Source organism: Rhizobium mesoamericanum STM3625 (assembly GCF_000312665.1).
Lineage (GTDB): Bacteria > Pseudomonadota > Alphaproteobacteria > Rhizobiales > Rhizobiaceae > Rhizobium > Rhizobium mesoamericanum.
Map to the genome: position 1 here is coordinate 3831935 of NZ_HF536772.1, position 21251 is coordinate 3853185.

Annotated in this window: 19 protein-coding genes and 1 other RNA gene; 15 read left to right on the plus strand and 5 right to left on the minus strand. The window is 59.4% G+C overall.

Annotated elements, in window-relative coordinates; translation table 11 throughout:
- Positions 1-5 precede the first annotated feature (5 nt).
- A complete protein-coding gene (locus BN77_RS18645) occupies positions 6-1250 on the minus strand; it encodes a BtaA family protein (protein ID WP_007534738.1) in 1245 nt (414 codons plus the stop codon).
- Between the two features lie 173 nt (positions 1251-1423).
- Here BN77_RS18645 and BN77_RS18650 point away from each other — a divergent pair, with 173 nt between their 5' ends.
- Positions 1424-2809 carry a serine hydrolase domain-containing protein gene (locus tag BN77_RS18650; RefSeq protein WP_007534740.1) on the plus strand — a complete coding sequence of 462 codons (1386 nt, stop codon included), beginning with the start codon at positions 1424-1426 and terminating at the stop codon, positions 2807-2809.
- Here BN77_RS18650 and BN77_RS18655 read toward each other — a convergent pair.
- The 3 genes from BN77_RS18655 to BN77_RS18665 form a co-directional block, all read right to left on the minus strand.
- Positions 2803-3735: a lytic transglycosylase domain-containing protein gene (locus tag BN77_RS18655; protein WP_007534742.1), complete on the minus strand. Its 933-nt coding sequence runs from the start codon at positions 3733-3735 to the stop codon at positions 2803-2805. The two genes, BN77_RS18650 and BN77_RS18655, sit on opposite strands and share 7 nt — an antisense overlap.
- Positions 3736-3848: 113 nt before the next feature.
- Positions 3849-4484 carry a LysE family translocator gene (locus BN77_RS18660; RefSeq protein ID WP_007534744.1) on the minus strand — a complete coding sequence of 212 codons (636 nt, stop codon included), beginning with the start codon at positions 4482-4484 and terminating at the stop codon, positions 3849-3851.
- A gap of 58 nt (positions 4485-4542) precedes the next feature.
- Positions 4543-5754: a pyrophosphate--fructose-6-phosphate 1-phosphotransferase gene (locus tag BN77_RS18665; protein ID WP_007534747.1), complete on the minus strand. Its 1212-nt coding sequence runs from the start codon at positions 5752-5754 to the stop codon at positions 4543-4545.
- A 362-nt stretch (positions 5755-6116) separates the two neighbouring features.
- On the opposite strand from BN77_RS18665, the gene BN77_RS18670 reads away from it, so the two are divergent.
- The 5 genes from BN77_RS18670 (at position 6117) to rnpB (ending at position 10144) form a co-directional block, all read left to right on the plus strand.
- Positions 6117-6821 (plus strand): J domain-containing protein, encoded by a 705-nt coding sequence (locus BN77_RS18670; protein ID WP_007534749.1) that lies wholly within the window; start codon positions 6117-6119, stop codon positions 6819-6821.
- A complete protein-coding gene (locus BN77_RS18675; protein WP_007534751.1) occupies positions 6818-7582 on the plus strand; it encodes an N-acetylmuramoyl-L-alanine amidase in 765 nt (254 codons plus the stop codon). Before BN77_RS18670 ends, BN77_RS18675 begins: the two co-directional genes overlap by 4 nt.
- Before the next feature lie 260 nt (positions 7583-7842).
- Entirely contained in the window at positions 7843-8358 is a 516-nt protein-coding gene (locus tag BN77_RS18680; protein ID WP_007534753.1) for a lytic transglycosylase domain-containing protein, read from the plus strand.
- 101 nt (positions 8359-8459) lie between these two features.
- Positions 8460-9647, plus strand: a complete 1188-nt coding sequence (locus tag BN77_RS18685) for an NAD(P)/FAD-dependent oxidoreductase (protein WP_007534755.1) — start codon at positions 8460-8462, stop codon at positions 9645-9647.
- A gap of 101 nt (positions 9648-9748) precedes the next feature.
- Positions 9749-10144, plus strand: an RNA gene (gene rnpB, locus BN77_RS31455) — RNase P RNA component class A.
- 41 nt (positions 10145-10185) lie between these two features.
- Here the strand turns inward: rnpB and BN77_RS18690 are convergent.
- Positions 10186-10380, minus strand: coding sequence for a hypothetical protein (locus BN77_RS18690; RefSeq protein WP_007534759.1), 195 nt, complete (start codon positions 10378-10380; stop codon positions 10186-10188).
- Positions 10381-10959: 579 nt separating this feature from the next.
- Here BN77_RS18690 and mraZ point away from each other — a divergent pair.
- The 9 genes from mraZ to ftsW all read left to right on the plus strand — a co-directional run bounded on the left by mraZ (position 10960) and on the right by ftsW (position 21246).
- Complete coding sequence (gene mraZ / locus BN77_RS18695; RefSeq protein WP_007534763.1) at positions 10960-11397, plus strand: division/cell wall cluster transcriptional repressor MraZ; 438 nt, start codon at positions 10960-10962, stop codon at positions 11395-11397.
- Between the two features lie 17 nt (positions 11398-11414).
- Positions 11415-12440, plus strand: coding sequence for a 16S rRNA (cytosine(1402)-N(4))-methyltransferase RsmH (rsmH, locus tag BN77_RS18700; protein ID WP_007534764.1), 1026 nt, complete (start codon positions 11415-11417; stop codon positions 12438-12440).
- 1 nt (position 12441) lies between these two features.
- Positions 12442-12846, plus strand: coding sequence for a cell division protein FtsL (gene ftsL, locus BN77_RS18705; RefSeq protein ID WP_007534767.1), 405 nt, complete (start codon positions 12442-12444; stop codon positions 12844-12846).
- 2 nt (positions 12847-12848) lie between these two features.
- Positions 12849-14591 (plus strand): peptidoglycan D,D-transpeptidase FtsI family protein, encoded by a 1743-nt coding sequence (locus BN77_RS18710; RefSeq protein ID WP_007534770.1) that lies wholly within the window; start codon positions 12849-12851, stop codon positions 14589-14591.
- A gap of 67 nt (positions 14592-14658) precedes the next feature.
- Positions 14659-16119 (plus strand): UDP-N-acetylmuramoyl-L-alanyl-D-glutamate--2,6-diaminopimelate ligase, encoded by a 1461-nt coding sequence (locus tag BN77_RS18715; protein WP_007534772.1) that lies wholly within the window; start codon positions 14659-14661, stop codon positions 16117-16119.
- Positions 16116-17549: a UDP-N-acetylmuramoylalanyl-D-glutamyl-2,6-diaminopimelate--D-alanyl-D-alanine ligase gene (locus tag BN77_RS18720; protein ID WP_007534773.1), complete on the plus strand. Its 1434-nt coding sequence runs from the start codon at positions 16116-16118 to the stop codon at positions 17547-17549. The genes BN77_RS18715 and BN77_RS18720 overlap by 4 nt, the downstream gene beginning before the upstream one ends.
- Before the next feature lie 21 nt (positions 17550-17570).
- Positions 17571-18671, plus strand: coding sequence for a phospho-N-acetylmuramoyl-pentapeptide-transferase (gene mraY, locus BN77_RS18725; RefSeq protein ID WP_007534775.1), 1101 nt, complete (start codon positions 17571-17573; stop codon positions 18669-18671).
- A gap of 6 nt (positions 18672-18677) precedes the next feature.
- Complete coding sequence (gene murD, locus BN77_RS18730; protein ID WP_007534776.1) at positions 18678-20090, plus strand: UDP-N-acetylmuramoyl-L-alanine--D-glutamate ligase; 1413 nt, start codon at positions 18678-18680, stop codon at positions 20088-20090.
- Position 20091: 1 nt separating this feature from the next.
- Positions 20092-21246 carry a putative lipid II flippase FtsW gene (gene ftsW / locus BN77_RS18735; protein WP_007534777.1) on the plus strand — a complete coding sequence of 385 codons (1155 nt, stop codon included), beginning with the start codon at positions 20092-20094 and terminating at the stop codon, positions 21244-21246.
- Positions 21247-21251: the final 5 nt, after the last annotated feature.

The following is a 21251-nucleotide window of genomic DNA, read 5'->3' on the forward strand; positions in this document are numbered from 1 at the left end:
CTCGCTCACGCCGTTTTCCGGTAGATGTGGAAGCCTCCGTAGATTGCCGAGCGATCGAACACCGTGAGTTCGAGCGAGCGCTCTGCCATGTAGCTCCATTGATCGCGGATTGTGGGCGACAGACGTCCTTCGATGATGCTCTTTTCGGCCGCAGTGCGGAAAATCACCCGGGCACCTTCGCGGGCCGTGCGGCTGATCTCGGCCCAGAGATCGTTGAGCTGCTGATCCGTCATCCAGTCCTGCGCGTCGAGAAGGATATAGCGATCGCGCGAGGCGGCGGGCTGGCCAGCGAGCAACTCGGTGAAGCTTGCATGGTGAACGGCGACGCGATCCACATTGGCACGGATCGCCTCATAGTTCGCGGGCTCGAGGTAAGTCGGAAGCGGGCCCTCGCCCTTCGGCGCGTAGCGGCGAGCGAATGCCTGCCAGGCAAAATAGTTTTCCTGCATCGGGAAGTGGCAGGCGAGCTTCTCGAGACGGTGGCGCAGGACCGGCGCGATCGACTGGTCGGCTACAAGGCTTGCAAGTTCATCATACTGCTGCGGTGGGATGCCGAGGCCAAACAGCGAGCTCTTGCGGCCGGTGATCCAGCGTACGACCGGTCGATCAAAGAGCGGCGCGATTTTCTCGTCGAAGAACTGGCGCTGCTCGCGCAGCGAACGAGCTTTCGTCATCTCGGTGAGGTCGACACCATGGAGGCGGGCAAGCAGATGAGCTGCACCGATAAACCGTCCAAGCAGTCCGGTTTCGTAGATATTTCGATCGAACACCGTGATGCGGCGGCGACCGAACTTGCGGCCGTTCCAGTAGCTCCGGGTCGCCTCGTCGAGATTGGCAGCCAGAAACTGGTCGAATGCGTGGCTGTTCGATGTCTCGTGAGGCGTTGCGAGGAAGCGAACGAGATCGGCGTGGCCGGGAAGATGACGGAACGCGGCAAGCTTCAGGCGATTGAGGGCGATGTGATGCGGATTGAGGTCGACGACATCGATCGACGCCGGGCTCTTGGAGAGATAAGCGAGCATATTGCAGCCGCCGGAGCCGATCGTCACGACGCGATGATGGGGCTGAAGCTCCATCGCAAGCATGTCGAGATCGGGATCTTCCCAGATCTGGGGATAGACCAGACCGGAAAACAAAAGGCCGAAAAGCCGTTCAGAAAATCCGGCCTTGGAAAAGGCGCTGTGGCGGAGAAGAGCTGCCTTGAGTTTCCGGTTCTTGCGGAAGCCGGCATCCGGTGCAAATTCCGTCATATGAGTCTTTCACCCTTTTAGCGTTCAGGGCGTTTAGCGCGCCGTCACTACAGTTTGATGACGCTGGCTGTGGGCAGGAGGTCAGTTTTTCAGAAATGAAAAAACCATGCGGAGGCGGTGGGTCTTTCGCGCGGCGCGCTTTCCTGCTTCTCTTGCAGCAAGGAGGATCGCTCATGCGATTTGTACGGCGTCTCTTGAAATCACTTGCTCTTCTATTGGTCGTCATCGTCGCTGCGGGTGCTGCTTGGCTTTATGCCAGCCCACCTGAATTGCTGCGGGTGGGTGATGGTTATGCGGCCAAGATCGTCTGCTCGAACGTGTTTCTCGCAGGGCGGGATCCTGAGCAGGTGCTCCATGAAGATGTTCAAGCTCCGGGAAATCCGTTGTTGCGGCTGGTGCGGGTGGCTGTCGACAGACAGCAAAGGCGGGTGAGCGCACGCATTCTCGGGCTCTTTGCACCGGGCTATGCAATCTACCATGGCACGCTTGGCTGCAGCAGCGTGCCGGACGGCGACTTCGAAGCGGCGGCCGGCGCAGTGCCCGATCACCCGGTCGCTCCTGAACAGGAAAACGATGCGATCTGGCCGGACGGCAATGCCGTCGCAAAGGCAAATGACACTGAGTTGGAGGCGCTGCTTTCTAACGGCGATCTGACCGGTCCGGCAATGCGTGCGGTTGTCGTCGTTTTCAATGGCCGCATCATTGCCGAGCGTTATGGGGATGGTTTCAGTCCGACAATGCCGCTGATCGGCTGGTCGATGACGAAGACCATAAACGCAGCGATCGTTGGCCGGCTGATGCTCGACAACAAGATCGCGTTCGATGACGCTGCACTCCTGCCGCAGTGGCAGAACGGCGACTATTCGAAGATCAAGCTCAGCGACCTCCTGGGCATGGAGAGCGGTCTGGCCTTCAACGAGAGTTATGGCACGGTCGCCGATGTCACGCGCATGCTCTATCTCGATCCCGATATGACGGTGCTGCCAGCCAGTCGCCCCCTGGAGGCGAGCCCGGGCGAGCGCTTCAATTATTCGAGCGGCACGTCGGTGCTGATCTCGAAGATATGGATGGACAGGATCGGTAACATTCAGACAGCGCTTGCCTATCCAAAGACGGCACTATTCGATCCAATCGGCATGTCGAGCGCGGTACTCGAAGTTGACGCTCGCGGAACTTTTGCTGGTAGTTCCTACCTTTACGCCACAGCGCGCGACTGGGCACGCTTCGGACAGTTCCTTCTCCAGGACGGCGTCTGGAATGGACAAAGGCTGTTGCCGGAGCGGTTCATGGCTGCGATGAGGGCGCCGACGATGGCCTCGGGTGGCAAATATACGCAGGCGCAGGCCTGGCTTGCCGCACCCGGCGGCGATAGCAGCGCCGTTGCCGGTCTTCCCGATGACACTTTTTGGATGGAGGGGCACGACGGGCAGAGTGTTGCGATCGTGCCGTCCGCGAAGCTTGTCGTCGTCAGGCTCGGGCTGACGCCGGGTTGGCTCGGTTATAAGCCACAGGCCTTTGTGAAGGAGATTCTAGCGACGCTATCTCGCACTCGTCAGTAGCTGCCGTTTGCGACGTTTTCCATGCCCTTGCGCTTGGCGTCATAGTAGTAGCCGCGCGCATAAAGGCGGACTGCATCGTCTTCGCTGTTGTCGGAGACCAGCCATGCGCCACGAAGGTATTTGGCGGCGTATTTAATGTTGGTCTCGGCGTCAAACAGGCCGGCGGGCTCGCCTTCGTAGCCCATGGACTTGGCCGTATTGTACTTGATCTGCATCAGACCGAAGTAGCCGCGCTTGTTATAGGCCTTCGCATTGTATCGGCTTTCGCGATGGACGACGCGGTGAAGCAGCGAGGCGGGCACTTGGTAAAGCTTCGAGTACTTGTCGATGATCTTGGTGATCGCACTCTTCTCAACCGTCGGGGCGCCATCATCGTCGCTGTCGCTGAACATGGGAGGGGCGGCCGGCGGGTCGGAGGGGCCCGATGTGTCAAAGCCATAATCCATCATCGGATGCGGCGTCGTATCGATTGCCGAAAGCGCGGCAATGGCGCTGCCGGCCTGAGGCGTCGCGGCGAAAGCGAGCTGCGTCGATGGGGACGGGGTGCCCGGGCGCGGGATCGGTACAACGGACTGGATAGCCGTCATCTCCGGCGTAAGTGGAATCTGGGCATTCCCCGTGGCCGTCGTCGCCTGGACTTGACCGCTTAACTGAGAAGGATCGCCCGCCGGCATGGCCGGTGCTGTCAAAGCCGTTGCTGTCGGGTCGGCGGCGGTGATCATCGCCGTCTGCGTCGCTCCTTCGCCGGCCGGCACAGCTGCAAGTGTCGCGTCTTCGCCAGGCCTGGGTGTCGGAACAACGGTCTGGGCTGCGGTCAATTCTGCCTGCGACGTGTATTCGACGCTCGTGCATCCGGCAACAACGCCGCAGAGCATTGTCGAAACAATGAGACTGCGTTTTAGGCCGGAAAAACCGATCGCTGCCATACTCTCACTTTCGTGAACGCGCCGCCCCGGCAGCGTTAGAAGTTATCAAAAACCTTAAGCCTGGATTCCGCAATTAACGTATTCGTTGCTTCGCTGCAACCCGCCGAAAATCTTTACGCGGCGATGCGGCGATAGCCTGCTGTAACGGCGCCCGCGGCAATCAGCAAAGTGCCGCCGGTACGGTTGACTGCGCGCTGAACACTTGCCTTGCGGATCAGGCCGCGCGCGGCGTTGGCAGCCAGCGCATAAATGGAGGCATTGATGGTTGCGAGCACCAGGAAAGTGGCTTCCATGATGAGCATCTGGCCGAAGAACGGCTGAGACGGATCGAGGAACTGCGGAACGAATGCGACGAAAAATACGATGCTCTTCGGGTTGAGAGCCGTCACGACATAGGCATGCAGGAAAACCTTGAGCGATTTCGTTTCGGGAAGGTTGTCATTGTCTGCCATCGGTTCGGAAATCACCGGCGCCCGCCAGAGCTTGATTCCGAGCCAGATCAGGTAGGCGCCGCCGATCCACTTCAGCATGGTGAACAACGTCGCGGAGGCCGCGAGCACGGCCCCCAATCCGAACAGTGACGCCGTCATCGCGGTGAAGTCGCCGAGCGCAACGCCCGATACCGTCGCGAGCGCCGTCTTGCGTCCATGGCCAAGGGCATAGGAAACGACGAGGAGAATCGTCGGGCCCGGAATGGCGAGCATGATTGCAGACGCGGCGGCAAAAGCGAACCAGGCTTCGAGCGACATGGAATCTCCTCCTATTCCCTAGGGCAAAAGCAAAGACACCATATTAACTGTCAGTCAATCATGCGGCCGGGTATTTCTGCCCGATCGTGTCCATGACTTCGCCGAACCAGGTGGTCGAAATATCGAAGGCCTTACCGCCTTTGATGCGGGGGAACTCGATCGTCCGCAGCTTTCCGTTCTGAGCTTCGTCGTGACCGGTGACCCCGGACACCTTGTTAAGGGCGCTTTCGACGGCAAGGTCGGTCATGCTCTGAATGAGGCGCAGGTCATCACCGTTGGCCGGGGCCGAACGTGCAAAATAGCCGGACTTCTGCACCAGCGAGCGTTCGGCGCTGATGAGGCCCGCGAACTGCTTCTGGAACCAACCGCCGACATTGATTGTGTCGATCTTCACGTGGCCGAAAGCGTCACGCTTGATTGTCTCGCCAGCCGCTTCACGTTCCTCGACGATGGCATCAAGGCAGGCGCCTTCCGAGACGAATACGGTTGCATGCCCTGTGCGGTCCATGACGTCCTTCAAACGCGCCGCTTCCGCATCGAGGTCGAATGCCATTTCCGGCAGATAGACTGCGTCGATGCTCTTCATCTTGGCGTTTGTCATCAACCCATCGACATATTCATAGGACTTCGTCCGCTGCAGATAGGCCCGGGCGGTCGCCGCCGTCAGCCAGCCGCAGTGACGCCCCATGACTTCATGGATGATCAGGGTGCGTGGTGCTGCCGTCTGCTCGTTGCTGACATTGTCAAAGAAGTGCGCGCCTACTTCGGCGGCCGTCCACGCGCCGAGTGACTGGCGGATGGGCACGACATCGTTGTCGACCGTCTTCGGCAGTCCAACGACCGTCAGATTGTAGCCATTGGCGGCAAGATAGGCGGCGAGATCTGCGGCCGTGGTGTTGGTGTCGTCGCCGCCGATCGTATGAAGGATGTTGACGCCATCGTTGGCGAGCCGTTCGGCAGCCACACGAAGCGGATTTTCGCCTTCCTTGACGAGCCCGCGCTTCACGCAATCGGCTGCGTTGGTAAGCTTGACGCGGCTATTGCCGATTGGCGAGCCACCGTAGCGATGCAGAAGCGGCGCCTTCTCCCGCATGTCGGCAGTGATCGTGATGCTGTCGCCAAGGAGTACGCCCTGGTATCCGGAACGATAGGCGATGAGCTCGATGTCCGGTGCCACGTCGCTGTAGCGTTCGATCAGTCCACCGACCGCGGATGACAGACAGGGTGCCAGGCCTCCAGCCGTGAGCATTGCGACTTTCTGTTTGGCCATGATCCCTCCAATGTCTCATATCAGCACGGTAGCGTGCCTTACCTGACGCATGGATGCGACAGGCAAAGAGGCATGTAAAGTGTAGTTATTGTGAAAATAGGGCCGGGGGCGGCACAGATAGAGAGAAGCGGTGATATAATCGTTTCAAGCGTAAGATCGCACCAAAGAAGGGCTGTGGATAGCGCGAGCGTCGCGCCTTGCTGCAATTGGAACCCGCCTCGCGCACGATTTTTTGAGGCTGTGCGTTTCGACCATGAACGAATTGTGAAAAGTCTATTCCATCCTACGACCAATCGCCGCCTTGCAAAGCCGGGCATTATTTGGTCAAGGTGTTTTTCCTATTTGCACTGCGAGAGACTTTTATGTCCTTCTGGGAAAAACTGCTGAATGCCATTGGCACCGCGGGCAATGTCCTTTCTGCGGTGGTCGAGGCTATCCGCACAGTCTTCGAAGGTGATCCCGAGACGCGCCGCAAGGTCGCATTCTCGGTCGCGATCATTGCGCTCTCGGCGAAGATGGCCAAGGCGGACGGCATTGTCAGCGAGAAGGAGGTGGATGCCTTCCGCGAGATCTTTGAATTCCCGCCCGAGCAGGCAAAGAATGTCGCTCGTCTCTACAATCTGGCGCGTCAGGATGTCGCCGGTTATGAAGCCTATGCGGAACGCCTTTCGTCCTTGTGCGTAACGTGCGCAGCCAATTGCCCGGTGCTGGAAGAGGTGTTGGACGGTCTCTTCCACATCGCCAAGGCCGACGGGCTTATCCATGAAAAGGAATTGGCGTTCCTGCGGCACGTCGGCGAGATTTTCCATATGAATGAAGAGCATTTCGAACGGATCGCCGCGCGCCATGTTTCGATCGGCCGCGATCCCTACAAGGTGCTCGGCGTTTCGCCCTCCGACGACTTCACGACGATCCGTCGCCGTTATCATGGTCTTGTCAGCGAACATCATCCGGATCGGCTGATTTCCCGCGGTGTGCCGGCCGAGTTCCACGCCATCGCCAACGAACGCATGGCGGCGCTGAACGAAGCCTATGAGGCGATCGAGAAGGAACGCCGCGCAGCATGACCTCGTTTGAGGCCGATTACCGGAAGGCGACCGTTCGTCCTTCGCCCAATCATGGCGAACGGGCGGGCGGGCGCAAGCCTGACATGATCCTTCTTCATTACACAGGCATGCCGACACCTGAGGGAGCGCTGGAGTGGCTCTGTCACAACGAAAGCCAGGTCTCGAGCCATTACTTCGTCGGTGAAGACGGTGAGGTTCTTCAGCTCGTGCCCGAGGAGCGTCGTGCATGGCACGCAGGCAAAAGTTACTGGCAGGGCGAGGTTGATATCAACTCCTTGTCGATCGGCATCGAAATTGCCAATGCGGGTCATCCGGGCGGGCTGCCGGAGTATCCCCAAGAACAAATTCGGTCCGTCATCGAATTGTGTCGTGATTGCGGCCAACGTTGGTCCATTGCCCCCGAAAGAGTGCTCGGACACTCCGATGTTGCACCGATTCGGAAAGTGGATCCGGGGGAAAAATTTCCCTGGGAAGAGCTCCACCGAGCCGGTGTGGGGCACTGGGTTGAGCCTGCTCCGATTTCCGGTGGAAGATTTTTCCAACGCGGCGACCGGGGCCAGCCGGTAGAAGCCCTCCAGTCGATGCTCTCGCTTTATGGTTATGCGACTGAGATCACAGGCGAATTCTCAGACAAGATGGCAGGCGAGGTCGAGGCGTTCCAGCGCCATTTTCGGCCCGCCCGAATTGACGGTATTGCAGATTTTTCGACGATCGACACGCTGCACCGTCTGCTGGCGTCGCTTCCGCGTTACTCCTCATAAGTCGTATTTTTAAAGTGCCGCTCGCTCCGTCGATTTCAGGAGTCTGCTGCGCCGCCACATCATTTCCCTATTATCTCCTCATTGCGATGGTCTAACGCCAACCGTCGAACGGCGCCGCTTGATTTGTTTGGGGTTTCGAGCGGTCGTCAATTGCAACAAAAAGAATTGCTGCAGAATATCTAATATAGATCTTCTGCATAATTCCGGATTGTTATTTCAACACGGTCCGGAAATTCTTTGGGTCGGAGTAATTAGACTGAATGAATAAGGTTGTTTCTGCTGCGGTGTGCGCGAGTGCACTGTTGATGGGCATGAATTGCGCCGTCGCGGGCGAATGGGGTGCAAGATCTCAGATAGTTCCTTTGAAGACTGTCGACCGGACTAGCGGCTATGCGATGCCGGATTTCTCGACCAACATCTATTCCGCTCTTATCGTGAAATATGCAAACGAGTACCACGTTCCCGTTGAGCTTGCGAACGCAGTGGTGCGCGTCGAGAGCAATTTCAATCCGAACGCACGTGGCAGCGCGGGTGAAATTGGCCTTATGCAGATCAAGCCGGCCACAGCACGGATGATGGGCTACTCGGGGACTGCCAAGGGGCTGTTCGATCCCGAGACAAACATCAAGTTTGGCATGAAATACCTGGCCGCAGCGCATCAGCTCGGCGGCGGCGAAACGTGCGGTACGATCCTGAAATACAATGCCGGTCACGGTGCAACCCGCATGAACCCGGTGTCCAAGGCTTACTGTGGCAAGGTCCTGGCGATGCTCTGATCACCAGAAAGTGCTTGTCCAGGGTTCGTTTTGACCTGACGCTTAACAATATGATTCAGCGTGGCGCCTGTGTTATCCGGCCTCAGACCATGAGGTGACATATGGCAGTTGATTTCAAAGTGATTGTCGTCGGACGCGGAATGATGGGCTCGGCTGCTGCCCGCCATCTTTCCGGAATGATCGAAGGAACTGCACTTATCGGCCCTGGCGAGCCGGCCGAGCGCAAGCGTCACCACGGCGTTTTTGCAAGTCATTACGACGAGGCCCGCATCACGCGGTCCTTCGACGACAATATGGTCTGGGCGACATTGGCGGCACGCTCGCTCGACCGCTACCGGCAAATCGAAGCCAAAAGTGGCGTTTCCTTTTTCTCGGAGGCGGGTTGTCTGTTTGCCGGACCGCCCGCCCGACCGGGCGAGGGGTATCTCGGGCGGGCATTGCAGGTAAGCGAAACGCTCGGGCTCGACGTTGAGACGCTTGCGCCTGTGGCGTTGCGCGAGCGCTTCCCGCAGTTCTCCTTCAATTGCTCGTTTAGCGGCTATTTCGAAGCGCGGCGTGCGGGCCACATCAATCCGCGTGCTTTGGTTCGGGCGCAAACCAAACTTGCCGAGCAGGCAGGCGTGACGGCTATCGATGCGACGGTTACCTCTGTTTGCGACCGAGGCGCATTCGTCGAGGTCCGTGCTGGTGGCAAGACCTATAGCGCGGCGCGTGTGCTCGTCGCCGCCGGCGGCTTCAGCAATTTCAACGACCTCCTGCCTGCTCCGATCGATATCAGAGTTGCTGCCCGCACCGTCGCCTTCTTTGAGCTTGGCGAGCGGGAGACGACGATTTTCTCCGAAATGCCTTCAACGATTGTCTTCGGTGATCGCGACGAGGACCACGTCTACATCCTGCCACCGGTTCGATATCCCGATGGACGCACCTACCTGAAGCTTGGCGGGGATCTCGAAGCACGGTCATTCGAGACGCTTGAGGATATCGGAGCGTGGTTTCGCTCAAACGGCGATCCGCTCGAGCGCGACAATCTTGTATCCACCGCGCTCAAACTGATGCCGGCACTCGCCGGTTGTCCGACGACGTCTGCCCCGTGCGTGTCAACCTTCACGACGACAGCATATCCCTATGTTGGCTATACGGATTCACCGCGCATTGCGGTCCTCGCGGGCGGCAATTTCGTTGCAGCGAAATCGTCGGATGAACTCGGCCGTCTGGGGGCTGTCATCATGACCAGGGGCTGGCTCGGGGCAGAGGACTTCGGCCGGGAGCTGACGCCGGTTTTCCGCTAGGCGATCGCGTTTGACAGGGGGCGCCTGGTCTGAGCTTGCAGTCGCAGGGGTCGGCAACATTTCAGTGGAATTCACCCCCAGTCTCCGCTAAGGGAGCCGTGCCAGTTGGCCGGGCAGCCGCGCATTACCAATGCCGAAAGGCGGTAGGGTGAGGAAAGTCCGGGCTCCACGGAAACACGGTGCCGGATAACGTCCGGCGAGGGCGACCTCAGGGAAAGTGCCACAGAAAGCAAACCGCCTGCCTCGGCAGGTAAGGGTGAAAGGGTGGGGTAAGAGCCCACCGCATCTCCGGTAACGGCGATGGCAAGGTAAACCCCACCGGGAGCAAGACCGAATAGGGATGACGTGGTAGGCGCGAGCCTTCCGGCCGGTTTCCAGGTCAGTCATCCGGGTGGGTTGCGTGAGGCAGCGTGCAAACGTTGTCCCAGAGGAATGGCTGCCACGTTCCGGCTTCGGCCGGGGCCATACAGAACCCGGCTTACAGGCCAACTGGCGAACAACCTTTTCAGAGAGGTGTTCTTGGTGATGTGGTCGATTGTCAGTGGGCGGTCGGCGCCTTTGCCAGGCACTCGTCGCAGGTGGTGCTACTGCGCGCAAGAATGGACCAGCGCTTGAAGATCTTGCCGCAGGAATCGCATTTGATGTCGGTCGTCATGCCAGACTGCGACAGCGGAATACGCTTTTCCGGCTCGAAGCGTCCGTAAAGAAGTCCCTTTAATGTGAAGTTTGTCATAGCACTACTCCACCGTTACTTATTTAGAGTTCAGTAATATGCTGCAGCGACTAACTGATTCAATTCTCCCAGTCCTTATTATTTTGCAGGTGGCAATATCCGAATAGCTTGGTCGCTTACGTCAAAGGAGATAGCGGCCGATACCTGTTGCTGCAGGCGCCTTCAACGGGCGCCTGCCACTCTTGAAGAGCAAGCCTTAAGCCTTTGTTGCAGATCTCATATTTCGCCCTGTCTGTTCGAGCCATTCGCCCTTTGCGGGGACATGCTGGAAAGGCCGGCGCGCAGCCTTGGCAAGTGTGTTCCTAACCCTTTGTTAAACTTAACAGCTTATAAATTTTTGATACTGCGCTCATCGTGAGACGGGCGTTTCCCATTGACGCCCATATGGTCCCATGTTATCCCATTTATGCACTGCGCAAGGGCAAGTTTGTGCCCACCAATCGCAAAGCCAAGGTGTCTTCCATTCCGGAGGCGCCGGATGGAAGATTGTCCATTCGGCTCGCGAAGCTGTGCCTGAATGTCGAGGTTCCGGGCTTGTGAGTGCGGTCCGGGCTCTTTCGGGAACGGATGTTTCGTGTCATGAGCCGCTTCCTTTCAAATGCGACCAACAGAATCGATTCCAAGGGCAGGGTTTCCGTGCCGGCGGCGTTTCGGTCCGTGCTGGCGCAGCGCAATGTTCAGGAGCTCTATTGCTTCCAGGACTTTGTGTTTCCGGCGATCAGTGTCGGCGGCCCGGATCTCTTGGAGAGATTCGAGCGCCAGATATCTGCGGAAGATCCATTTTCGCCGGATGCGAACGAGATGTCGCTTCTCATTCACGGGGGCGGTATCTTCATGAAGCTCGATCAGGAAGGTCGGCTGATGGTCACGGATTTTATCCGCGACTTCACCGGTATCTCGGACGAGGTGACCTTCGTCGGTCGGGCGGATCATTTTCAGCTGTGGCAGCCGCAGGCCTTTCAGGCTGCCCAGATGCAGGCACGAGGAGGGCGCCGGCTGGCGGGCGGGCGTTCCTGAAAGTACGAGGGAGCGGAATGACGGCGAATCCTGGCGGAGATTCAATTGATGCCGGTGGCGGACCGGTTCGCCACATTCCGGTTCTTCTTAACGAGGTTCTGATTGCGCTCGAGCCATCGCCGGGCAAAATCATTCTCGATGGCACCTTCGGTGCGGGCGGCTACACCTCTGCCATTCTCGGTGCGGGTGCCAATGTGATCGCCTTGGATCGCGATCCGACCGCTATCGAAGCCGGACAGGCTCTTGTCGCGCAGAGCCAGGGTCGTTTGAAGCTCGTTCATTCGCAGTTTTCTGAATTGGCCGAGGCTGCTCCGTCCGGCGGACTGGATGGGGTTGTGCTCGATATCGGCGTGTCCTCAATGCAGATCGATGAGGCAGAGCGCGGCTTCTCGTTCCAGAAGAATGGCCCTCTGGATATGCGTATGTCGGCTACAGGCGTGTCTGCGGCAGATGTGGTCAATCGCGCCAAGGTCGCAGACCTGATCCGCATCTTTCATTTTCTCGGAGAGGAAAGTCAGTCACCGCGCATTGCGCATGCGATCGAAAAACGGCGCGCTGAAAAGCCGTTTCAGACCACGCGCGATCTGGCCGGCCTGATTGAGCTCGTCACGCCGCGAAAGATGAGGGACAAGATCCATCCGGCGACGCGCGTCTTCCAGGCGCTTCGGATATTCGTCAACGATGAGCTGGGCGAACTGGCGCAGGCGTTGTTTGCGGCCGAGCGCGTCCTGAAGCCCGGCGGACGTCTTGTTGTCGTTACCTTCCATTCGCTCGAAGACCGGATCGTCAAGACGTTCTTCTCAGATCGCGCCGGCAAGGCTTCGGGCTCTCGTCATCTGCCCGTCGCGCACGAACGTGCTGCGACGTTTGAGCGGATCGGGAAGCCGATAGTTGCTGCGAGCGAAGCGGAGGCGCAAGCAAACCCGAGGGCGCGATCTGCCAAGCTGCGGGCAGGGCTGCGCACGACAGCGCCTGCCGAAGCGGCAGATATTTCCATCTTCGGATTGCCGAATCTGGCGAGTCTCGGAAAGCTCGGAGCGTGAAATGCTGAGAACCTTGGACCTCATCCTCGTCGGTGTCATGACAGCGGCTGCGGCTGTCACCTACACGATCAAGCACCATGCCGAGCTCAAGCTCGAGGAAGTTCATCGCCTCGAAGCGGAGATCAAGCTTGAAAAGGATACCATCGATCTGTTGAAGGCGGATTGGGCGCTGCTGTCCCAACCGAACAGACTTGAGCGGCTGGTCAACAATTACAATGACGAGCTTCAGTTGCAGCCAACGGCGTCAACCTCGCTCGTCCATGCCAAGGAACTGCCGATGTTGAAGTCGCAGGTCCCTGTTCCTGACGTTACCGAAGCGAAAGCCGGTTCTGGAAAGGCGAAGCCGAAGGCAGTCGCGCCGCAGACCGAAGAAGAAGACATGATGGCAACCGGATCGGTGGAGTAGAGATGTCGTTTCTTTCACGCATCATGGTCTTGAAGAGCCAGGCGCATTTCTCCGCCGGCACACATAACCGCCTCGGCGGCAATATGCCGATCGAGGGATCGCGAAAGAAGAGGGCGGGACAGGCCAAGAGCCGCGTCGGGCTCTTGATCGTCGGCTTCCTCACGGTTTACTGCGTCATCGGCGGGCGTCTTGTCGAATACGCGATCCGCGATCCTGACGTCGTGTCCAGCATCCTGCCACCGGACCGTCTGATGGCGTCGCGTCCGGATATTCTCGACAGAAACGGCGAAGTGCTGGCGACCGACATCCGCACGGTCTCGCTGTTTGCGGAGCCGAACAAGGTCGTTGACGCGGACGAGGCGGTTGAGAAACTTGCCACGGTTTTGCCCGACCTTGACATGAAGGGTACCTACAAGAAGCTTGCCAACCGTACCTCCCACTTTGCCTGGCTGCGTCGCCAGCTGACGCCGAAACAGCAAAGCCAGGTTCTGGCGCTCGGCATTCCGGGTATTGGCTTTCGGCCGGAGAAGCGCCGCTTCTATCCAGGCGGCCCGACTGCCGCACACATCCTCGGTTACGTCAACATCGACAACCGTGGCGTTGCCGGCATGGAAAAATATATTGACGATCAGGGTCTTGCGGACCTCGCTTCCGTCGGCATGACAAGCGATCAGCCGCTCGAGCCGGTCCGCCTGTCGATTGACGTCCGTGTCCAGAACATTGTGCGCGATGTCGTCGTCAACGCCATCAAGAACTACGAGGCAAAGGGTGCTGGAGCCGTCATCCTCGATATTCATACCGGTGAAGTGCTTGCCATGGCATCGGCCCCGGATTTCGATCCCAACAATCCGTTGGAAGGCGCCAAGGAAGGCTGGCTTAACCGTATGTCGAACGGCACGTTCGAGATGGGGTCGACCTTCAAAACCTTCTCCCTCGCAATGGCGCTCGACACCGGCAAGGTCAGCCTCAACGACAGCTTTGATGCGACACAACCGATCCGTATCGGCGGCTTCACGATCCACGACTTCCACGGCCAGCGCCGTTGGCTGACGCTGCCTGAGGTGTTCCAGTACTCGTCGAACGTCGGTACCGCCCGCATCATCGACATCGTCGGCATCGATGCGCAGAAGGACTATCTGACGAAGCTCGGCCTGCTCACCAAGATGCAGACGGAGCTACCCGAGGTGAAGATGCCGAGCCAGCCGAAGGTCTGGAAGAAGATCAACTCGGTGACGATCTCCTTCGGGCACGGCGTTTCCACGACCCCGCTGCAGACGGCGGTTGCGGGTGCGGCGCTCGTCAATGGCGGCAAGCTGATTGAGCCGACCTTCTTGCCGCGCAACCGCGAACAGGCCGACGAAGTTGCAGAAGTGGTCGTCAAGAAGACGACCAGCGACGACGTTCGTTATCTCTTCAAGCTGAACGGCATCAAGGGCTCGGGCCGGAATGCCGATGTTCCCGGCTTCAACGTCGGCGGCAAGACCGGTACGGCAGACAAGGTCGTCAACGGCCGCTATGCGTCGAATCTCAATTTCAACGCGTTCCTTGCTGCGTTTCCGATCGATGACCCGAAATATGTTGTGCTGACATTCTGCGATGAGCCGCACAATGGCGAGAAGGGGCAGAACATCGCCGCCTACACGGCAGCGCCCATGGTGAAGAACATTATTGCGCGTGCAGCGCCTATTCTCGGTGTGGAACCGAAGTTCGGTGACGACGGATCGGCCATGTTGGTGTCTTATTGAGTCTGAATGAATGTCGGAGCCGATTCGCCACGGGGGCGCGGCGGCTTGAGAGAGAAAAGTACATTCGATGAACTTGCGAGACATCGCCGGAGATGCATTTCCGGAACTTGAAGATCAATTGGCTCGGTCTGTCGGGGCGCTGGCGGTTGCGGGCGTCTCGTCCGACAGTCGCAAGATCGAACCCGGAATGGTGTTTGTTGCTGTCGCCGGGGCGAAGGCGGATGGAGCAGGCTTTATCGCGGACGCGGCTGCGCGCGGCGCCGTCGTGGCCGTTGCCTCCCATAACATCGATGCTTCCATACCTGTTCTCGTCGCAAACGATCCACGCCGCTTCCTGTCGATCGCGGCGTCTCGCTTTTATGGCAAGCAGCCGGAAACGATGGTTGCGGTGACCGGCACCGCCGGCAAGACGTCTGTTGCTTCCTTTACCCGGCAGATCTGGGCCTATGCCGGACATTCCGCCGCAATGATCGGCACGACGGGCGTCGTCTCGCCGACACGCAACGAATACGGCTCGCTGACGACACCCGATCCGGTGTCGCTTCACAAATTGCTGTTCGAGCTTTCAAACGAGGGTGTCACACATGCCTCGATGGAAGCCTCCAGCCATGGTCTCGATCAGGGTCGCCTCGATGGCGTCAAGCTCGCAGCCGCTGCCTTTACCAATCTCGGCCGCGATCACATGGACTACCATCCGACGGTCGAAAGCTACATGGCCGCAAAGATGCGGCTGTTCGATGCGCTGCTGCCGAAGGGGTCACCGGCTGTGATTTTTGCCGACGATGCCTGGTCCCAACAGGCGGTCGAAGCAGCGCGTGGTGCGGGACACGATGTCCGCACCGTCGGTCGCAAGGGTGACTACCTGACGCTGAAGCGCGTCGAGCATTTTCGCCACAAGCAGGTGGCCGAAATCCACGCCGGCGACGAAATCTTCGAAGTCGATATTCCCCTTGCCGGCGATTTCCAGGTCGCCAACGCCCTTGTTGCGGCGGGTCTTGCCATGTCCACAGGCGTGCCGGCAAAGGTCGCCATGGCTGCGCTCGAAAAGCTGCAGGGTGCATCAGGTCGGCTTGAGCTGGTCGGCCACACCAGGGATGGTGCGCTTGCCTACGTTGATTACGCTCACAAGCCCGACGCGCTTTCCAACGTTTTGGAATCCGTCCGGCCGTTCACGACCGGACGTGTCATCGTCGTGTTCGGCTGTGGTGGCGACCGCGACCGCGGCAAGCGGCCGATCATGGGCGAGATTGCCTGCCGTTTGGCAGATGTGGTGATCGTCACAGACGACAACCCGCGATCAGAGGAGCCTGCGTCCATCCGCTCCGAGATCATGGCGGCCGCAGGATGCGCCACCGAGGTTGGCGATCGCGCGGAGGCAATCCGCACGGCGGTTGGTATGCTCACATCTGGCGACACGCTGATCGTGGCTGGCAAGGGGCACGAAGAAGGGCAGACGATCGGGAGCGTCACCCTGCCTTTTTCGGATCACGCCGAATTGCGTAAGGCTTTGGAGGAGCTGAAACCGTGAACTGGCTTTGGACGACGGAAGACATGATTGCCGCCATGGCAGGGCGGCCGTTCGGCACTTTGCCTGAGGGCATTACCGGGATTTCCATCGACAGCCGCTCCATTGTGCCCGGCGAAGCCTTCTTCGCCATCAAGGGCGACCGCGTTGACGGACACGACTTCACGTCGATGGCAATGGCAAACGGGGCGGCTCTACTCGTCGTCAGCGAAGCGCGCCTTCCTGCCATGGGGCGGCTTACCGTTCCGGTGATCGTCGTCGAGGATGTATTGGCAGCCCTCGGCAAGCTCGCGATCGCCTCGCGTGCGCGGTCGCGCGCGCAGATCATCGCCGTGACCGGCTCAGTCGGAAAGACGACGACCAAGGAGATGTTGCGGCGCGTCTTGTCCCCATCGGGCAAGGTGCATGCATCGGTGGCCTCGTTCAATAATCACTGGGGCGTGCCTTTGACGCTCGCCCGGATGCCCCTCGACACCTACTTCGGCGTCTTCGAAGTGGGCATGAACCACCCGGACGAGATCCGTCCGCTGGTCAAGATGATCAGGCCACATGTCGCCGTGATCACGACGATCGCGCCGGCCCACCTTGGCAATTTCAAGAGCATACGGGAGATCGCGACCGCCAAGGCGGAGATTTTCGAAGGCGTCGCGTCGGGCGGCAAGGTCGTGCTCAATCGCGATAACGATCAGTTCAATTTCCTGGAGCGTACCGCACAGGCTCAGGGTATCCAGCACATCTATTCGTTTGGTCAGCACGCCAAGGCGGATTTCCGCCTGGCGGAGTTTAACGGCTCTGATCAGAGTTCGACGTTGTGGATCACCATTGATGGCGATACGAAGGAAGTGGCGATCGGCGCACCGGGCCGGCACATCGCCGAGAATGCACTGGCTGCGCTCGGCGTTGTGAAGATCGTCGGTGCAGATATGCAGCAGGCAATCGGCGCGCTCGCGACGCTCAAGCCGGAAAAGGGCAGGGGCCGGCGCCATCGCTTGGCAATCGACCGGAGCGCCTTCACGGTTATCGACGAAAGCTACAACGCCAATCCTGCTTCGATGCGAGCAGCAATTGCCGTGCTTGCGAGTGCGGTGCCGGCCGGTGCTGGGCGACGCGTTGCCGTCCTCGGCGACATGCTGGAGATGGGCGACTATGCGCAAAAGGTCCATTCTGACCTGGCGGGGCCGTTGCTTGCAGCCGGTATCGAGCATGTCTGGCTCGCCGGGCCTGAAATGGTGGCGCTGAAGGAATCGCTTCCCGAAAGCGTGCAGGTCGTCCACTACGAGACGACCGAAGAACTAGCAGACTATGTATTGAACGCTGTCGCGGCTGGCGACGTGCTGATGGTAAAATCGTCACTGGGCCTAGGTTTCGGCAAGATCGTCGCCGCGCTCCTTGACAAATTCCCGCCATTTGCCGACACGCAACGCGATTTTTGAGCGGGTAACAAGGGGCCCTGAATGCTGATTTGGCTTGTCGAACTGTCGGAACACCTGAAATTCTTGAATCTATTCAGGTACATTACCTTCCGCACGGGCGCCTCCCTGTTTACGTCCGCCTTCATTGTCTTCCTCTTTGGCCCGACCATCATCAACTCACTGCGCATCCGCCAGGGCAAGGGGCAGCCGATCCGCGCTGACGGACCACAGACGCACTTCAAGAAAGCAGGCACGCCGACCATGGGTGGCCTGATGATCCTGGCGGGTATAATCGGTTCGTCACTGCTGTGGGCCGATCTGTCGAACGCCTACGTGGTTGCGACGCTCCTCGTTACCCTCGGTTTCGGCGCGATCGGCTTCTATGACGACTACCTGAAGGTCACCAAGCAGAGCCACAAGGGCTTCTCCGGCAAGGCCCGTCTCGGCATCGAATTCGTGATCGCCGGCATTGCCGTCTACTTCATGATGCGCACGGCGCTGGCCTCGGGAACCGCGGGTTCGACGTTCGGGTCGTCGATCGCGTTTCCCTTCTTCAAGGATTTCATGATCAATCTCGGCATCATGTTCGTCGTCTTCGGCGGTTTTGTAATCGTTGGCGCCGGCAATGCCGTGAACCTGACCGATGGTCTCGATGGGCTCGCCATCGTGCCGGTCATGATTGCCGCAGCGTCCTTCGGGGTGATTGCGTACCTCGCAGGTAACGCCGTCTTCGCCAACTACCTGCAGATCAACTTCGTACCGGGTACCGGGGAGCTTTCGGTCGTGCTTGGCGCTGTCATCGGCGCTGGCCTTGGCTTTCTGTGGTTCAATGCGCCGCCCGCCGCAATTTTCATGGGCGATACCGGCTCGCTGGCGCTCGGCGGCACGATCGGCACGGTGGCCGTTGCCACCAAGCACGAGATCGTCATGGCGATCATCGGTGGCCTGTTCGTGATGGAGACGCTGTCGGTCATTATCCAGGTCGGCTTCTTCAAAATGACTGGTCGACGCGTCTTCCTGATGGCGCCGATCCATCACCATTTCGAAAAGAAGGGCTGGACGGAAAGCCAGGTGGTCATCCGCTTCTGGATCATCGCCGTCGGCCTGGCCCTGCTTGGCCTCTCCACCCTGAAGCTGCGGTAAGCAGCGATGATCCCCGTTACGACACTCGCAGGAAAGAAAGTCGCCCTCTTCGGGCTCGGCGGCTCCGGCTTTGCCACTGCGCGGGCGCTGAAACTCGGCGGTGCAGAGGTGACGGCTTGGGACGACAATCCCGATAGCGTCACCAAAGCCGCTGCTGAGGGCATCCACACGACTGATCTGCGCTCCATTGACTGGAGCGCGCAGTCGATTTTGGTGCTGTCGCCCGGCGTACCACTGACGCATCCGAAGCCGCACTGGACGGTTGATCTCGCCCGTGCCGCTGGGGTCGATATCGTCGGCGACGTTGAGCTTTTCGTGCGCGAACGGCGCGCACATGCGCCGGATTGCCCGTTCATCGCAATCACCGGCACCAACGGCAAATCGACGACGACAGCGCTGATTGCGCATATTCTGAAATCGAGCGGTCGCGACACGCAGCTCGGCGGCAATATCGGCACGGCCGTCTTGACGCTGGAGCCGCCGAAGGATGGGCGCTTTTACGTCGTCGAATGCTCGTCCTACCAGATCGACCTTGCACCGACACTCAATCCGTCCGCAGGCATCCTGCTCAACCTGACGCCGGATCATCTCGATCGTCACGGGACGATGCAGCACTATGCCGACATCAAGGAACGTCTGGTCGCCGGCAGCGATGTGGCCGTGGTCGGCGTGGACGACAGCCATTGCGAGATGATCGCAGATCGTATCGAGCGAGCCGGCGGCAAGGTTACGCGAATTTCCCGTCGCCATGCCCTTGCCTATGGCATCTATGCGGACGGAACAAAGCTCACCCAGGCGTCGGGAGGCGCCACGAAGCCGATCGCCGATCTTGACGGGATCCAGACACTACGCGGTGGCCACAACGCGCAGAATGCCGCAGCAGCGGTTGCTGCGTGCCTTGCAGTCGGTGTCTCCGAAGAGGAAATACGTGCGGGGTTGGTGTCCTTCCCTGGGCTCAAGCATCGCATGCAGCCGGTCGCACGTCGCGGCAGCGTCGTTTTCGTCAACGACTCGAAAGCCACGAACGCAGACGCGGCGGCTCCGGCGCTTTCGAGCTACGAGCGCATTTACTGGATTGCCGGTGGGTTAGCCAAAGCTGGCGGGATCACCTCGTTGACTGGGTTCTTTCCGCGCATTGCCAAGGCCTATCTAATCGGCGAAGCGGCGGCCGAATTTGCTGCAACACTCGGTGAGGCAGTGCCCTACGAGATCTCAGGGACGCTGGAGCGCGCCGTTGCGCATGCCGCAGCCGATGCCGAAGAAGACGACAGCGGTCCTCTGGCCGTGATGTTATCCCCGGCTTGCGCAAGCTTCGACCAGTATAAGAACTTTGAAGTCAGGGGCGATGCATTCGTAAGCCATGTGGCAGCGCTCGACGGAATCACCATGCTGATCGGTTCGGCAACAGGAGATAAGTGACATGGTAAGCCGCGCGGAACGTGGGCCTCTGGCCGATTGGTTTTGGACCATCGACCGCTTTTTTCTGGCGATGTTCATCTTCCTGATGGGCATTGGCTTCATGCTGTCGTTCGCCGCTTCACCAGCGGTTGCCGAGCGCATCGGGCTGGAGCCGTTCCACTTCGTCAAGCGCCACGCGGCTTTCATGATCCCGTCACTGGCGGTTATGGTCGGGCTATCCTTCCTTACGCCGCGCCAGGTGCGACGCACGGCGATCATCCTGTTGATCGTTGCCCTCGCCATGATGCTTTTGGCACTGTTCTTCGGTGTCGAGGTAAAGGGATCCCGCCGTTGGGTCACGTTGGCCGGCATTTCGATTCAACCTTCCGAATTCATGAAGCCCGCCTTCGTGGTCGTTTGCGCCTGGCTCTTTGCCGAGCACGCCAGGCAGCCTGAGATACCAGGCAATCTCTTCGCCATCATCCTCTTCGGCATTGTCGCAGCTCTTCTGGTCGCACAGCCTGACCTTGGACAAACGATCCTGACGACCGCCGTCTGGGGCGGCATGTTCTTCATGGCCGGCATGCCGTGGATATGGATCATCCTGCTCGGTGCAGGCGGTGTCGGCGGCCTTGTCAGCGCCTACTACATCTTCCCGCACGTGGCGCTTCGCATCGACAAGTTCCTGACCGGCGAAGGCGACACCTTCCAGATCGATACGGCGCGTGAAGCCATCATCCGCGGCGACTGGTTCGGCCAGGGACCCGGCGAGGGTATCGTCAAGCGGATCATCCCGGATGCGCATACCGACTTCATCTTCTCGGTCGCAGCCGAGGAGTTCGGCATTGTCTTCTGCATGGCACTTGTCGCGCTTTTTTCCGTCCTTGTGCTTCGCGGTCTCTCACATGCCTACAAGGAACGCAACGACTTCAACCGCTTTGCCGTCGCTGGCCTCGTGCTGCAGATCGGCATACAGTCGATCATCAACGTGGGCGTCAATCTCGAACTGCTGCCGGCAAAGGGTATGACCCTGCCGCTGATTTCCTACGGCGGTTCGTCCATGGTCGCCATCTGCGTCACCGCCGGGTTCATTCTCGCTTTGACGCGTCATAGGCCGGAAAAGCGTGCGCAGGACCGGAGCCTCTTCCGCGTCGCGCACGGCATGCCGGCGGAGTAACTGCT

What these genes read in the sequence shown, in the direction of transcription:
- BN77_RS18645 (WP_007534738.1), bottom strand. Translation starts at nt 1,250, where the DNA reads ATGACGGAATTTGCACCGGATGCCGGCTTCCGCAAGAACCGGAAACTC.
- BN77_RS18650 (WP_007534740.1), top strand. Translation starts at nt 1,424, where the DNA reads ATGCGATTTGTACGGCGTCTCTTGAAATCACTTGCTCTTCTATTGGTC.
- BN77_RS18655 (WP_007534742.1), bottom strand. Translation starts at nt 3,735, where the DNA reads ATGGCAGCGATCGGTTTTTCCGGCCTAAAACGCAGTCTCATTGTTTCG.
- BN77_RS18660 (WP_007534744.1), bottom strand. Translation starts at nt 4,484, where the DNA reads ATGTCGCTCGAAGCCTGGTTCGCTTTTGCCGCCGCGTCTGCAATCATG.
- BN77_RS18665 (WP_007534747.1), bottom strand. Translation starts at nt 5,754, where the DNA reads ATGGCCAAACAGAAAGTCGCAATGCTCACGGCTGGAGGCCTGGCACCC.
- BN77_RS18670 (WP_007534749.1), top strand. Translation starts at nt 6,117, where the DNA reads ATGTCCTTCTGGGAAAAACTGCTGAATGCCATTGGCACCGCGGGCAAT.
- BN77_RS18675 (WP_007534751.1), top strand. Translation starts at nt 6,818, where the DNA reads ATGACCTCGTTTGAGGCCGATTACCGGAAGGCGACCGTTCGTCCTTCG.
- BN77_RS18680 (WP_007534753.1), top strand. Translation starts at nt 7,843, where the DNA reads ATGAATAAGGTTGTTTCTGCTGCGGTGTGCGCGAGTGCACTGTTGATG.
- BN77_RS18685 (WP_007534755.1), top strand. Translation starts at nt 8,460, where the DNA reads ATGGCAGTTGATTTCAAAGTGATTGTCGTCGGACGCGGAATGATGGGC.
- BN77_RS18690 (WP_007534759.1), bottom strand. Translation starts at nt 10,380, where the DNA reads ATGACAAACTTCACATTAAAGGGACTTCTTTACGGACGCTTCGAGCCG.
- mraZ (WP_007534763.1), top strand. Translation starts at nt 10,960, where the DNA reads ATGAGCCGCTTCCTTTCAAATGCGACCAACAGAATCGATTCCAAGGGC.
- rsmH (WP_007534764.1), top strand. Translation starts at nt 11,415, where the DNA reads ATGACGGCGAATCCTGGCGGAGATTCAATTGATGCCGGTGGCGGACCG.
- ftsL (WP_007534767.1), top strand. Translation starts at nt 12,442, where the DNA reads ATGCTGAGAACCTTGGACCTCATCCTCGTCGGTGTCATGACAGCGGCT.
- BN77_RS18710 (WP_007534770.1), top strand. Translation starts at nt 12,849, where the DNA reads ATGTCGTTTCTTTCACGCATCATGGTCTTGAAGAGCCAGGCGCATTTC.
- BN77_RS18715 (WP_007534772.1), top strand. Translation starts at nt 14,659, where the DNA reads ATGAACTTGCGAGACATCGCCGGAGATGCATTTCCGGAACTTGAAGAT.
- mraY (WP_007534775.1), top strand. Translation starts at nt 17,571, where the DNA reads ATGCTGATTTGGCTTGTCGAACTGTCGGAACACCTGAAATTCTTGAAT.
- murD (WP_007534776.1), top strand. Translation starts at nt 18,678, where the DNA reads ATGATCCCCGTTACGACACTCGCAGGAAAGAAAGTCGCCCTCTTCGGG.
- ftsW (WP_007534777.1), top strand. Translation starts at nt 20,092, where the DNA reads ATGGTAAGCCGCGCGGAACGTGGGCCTCTGGCCGATTGGTTTTGGACC.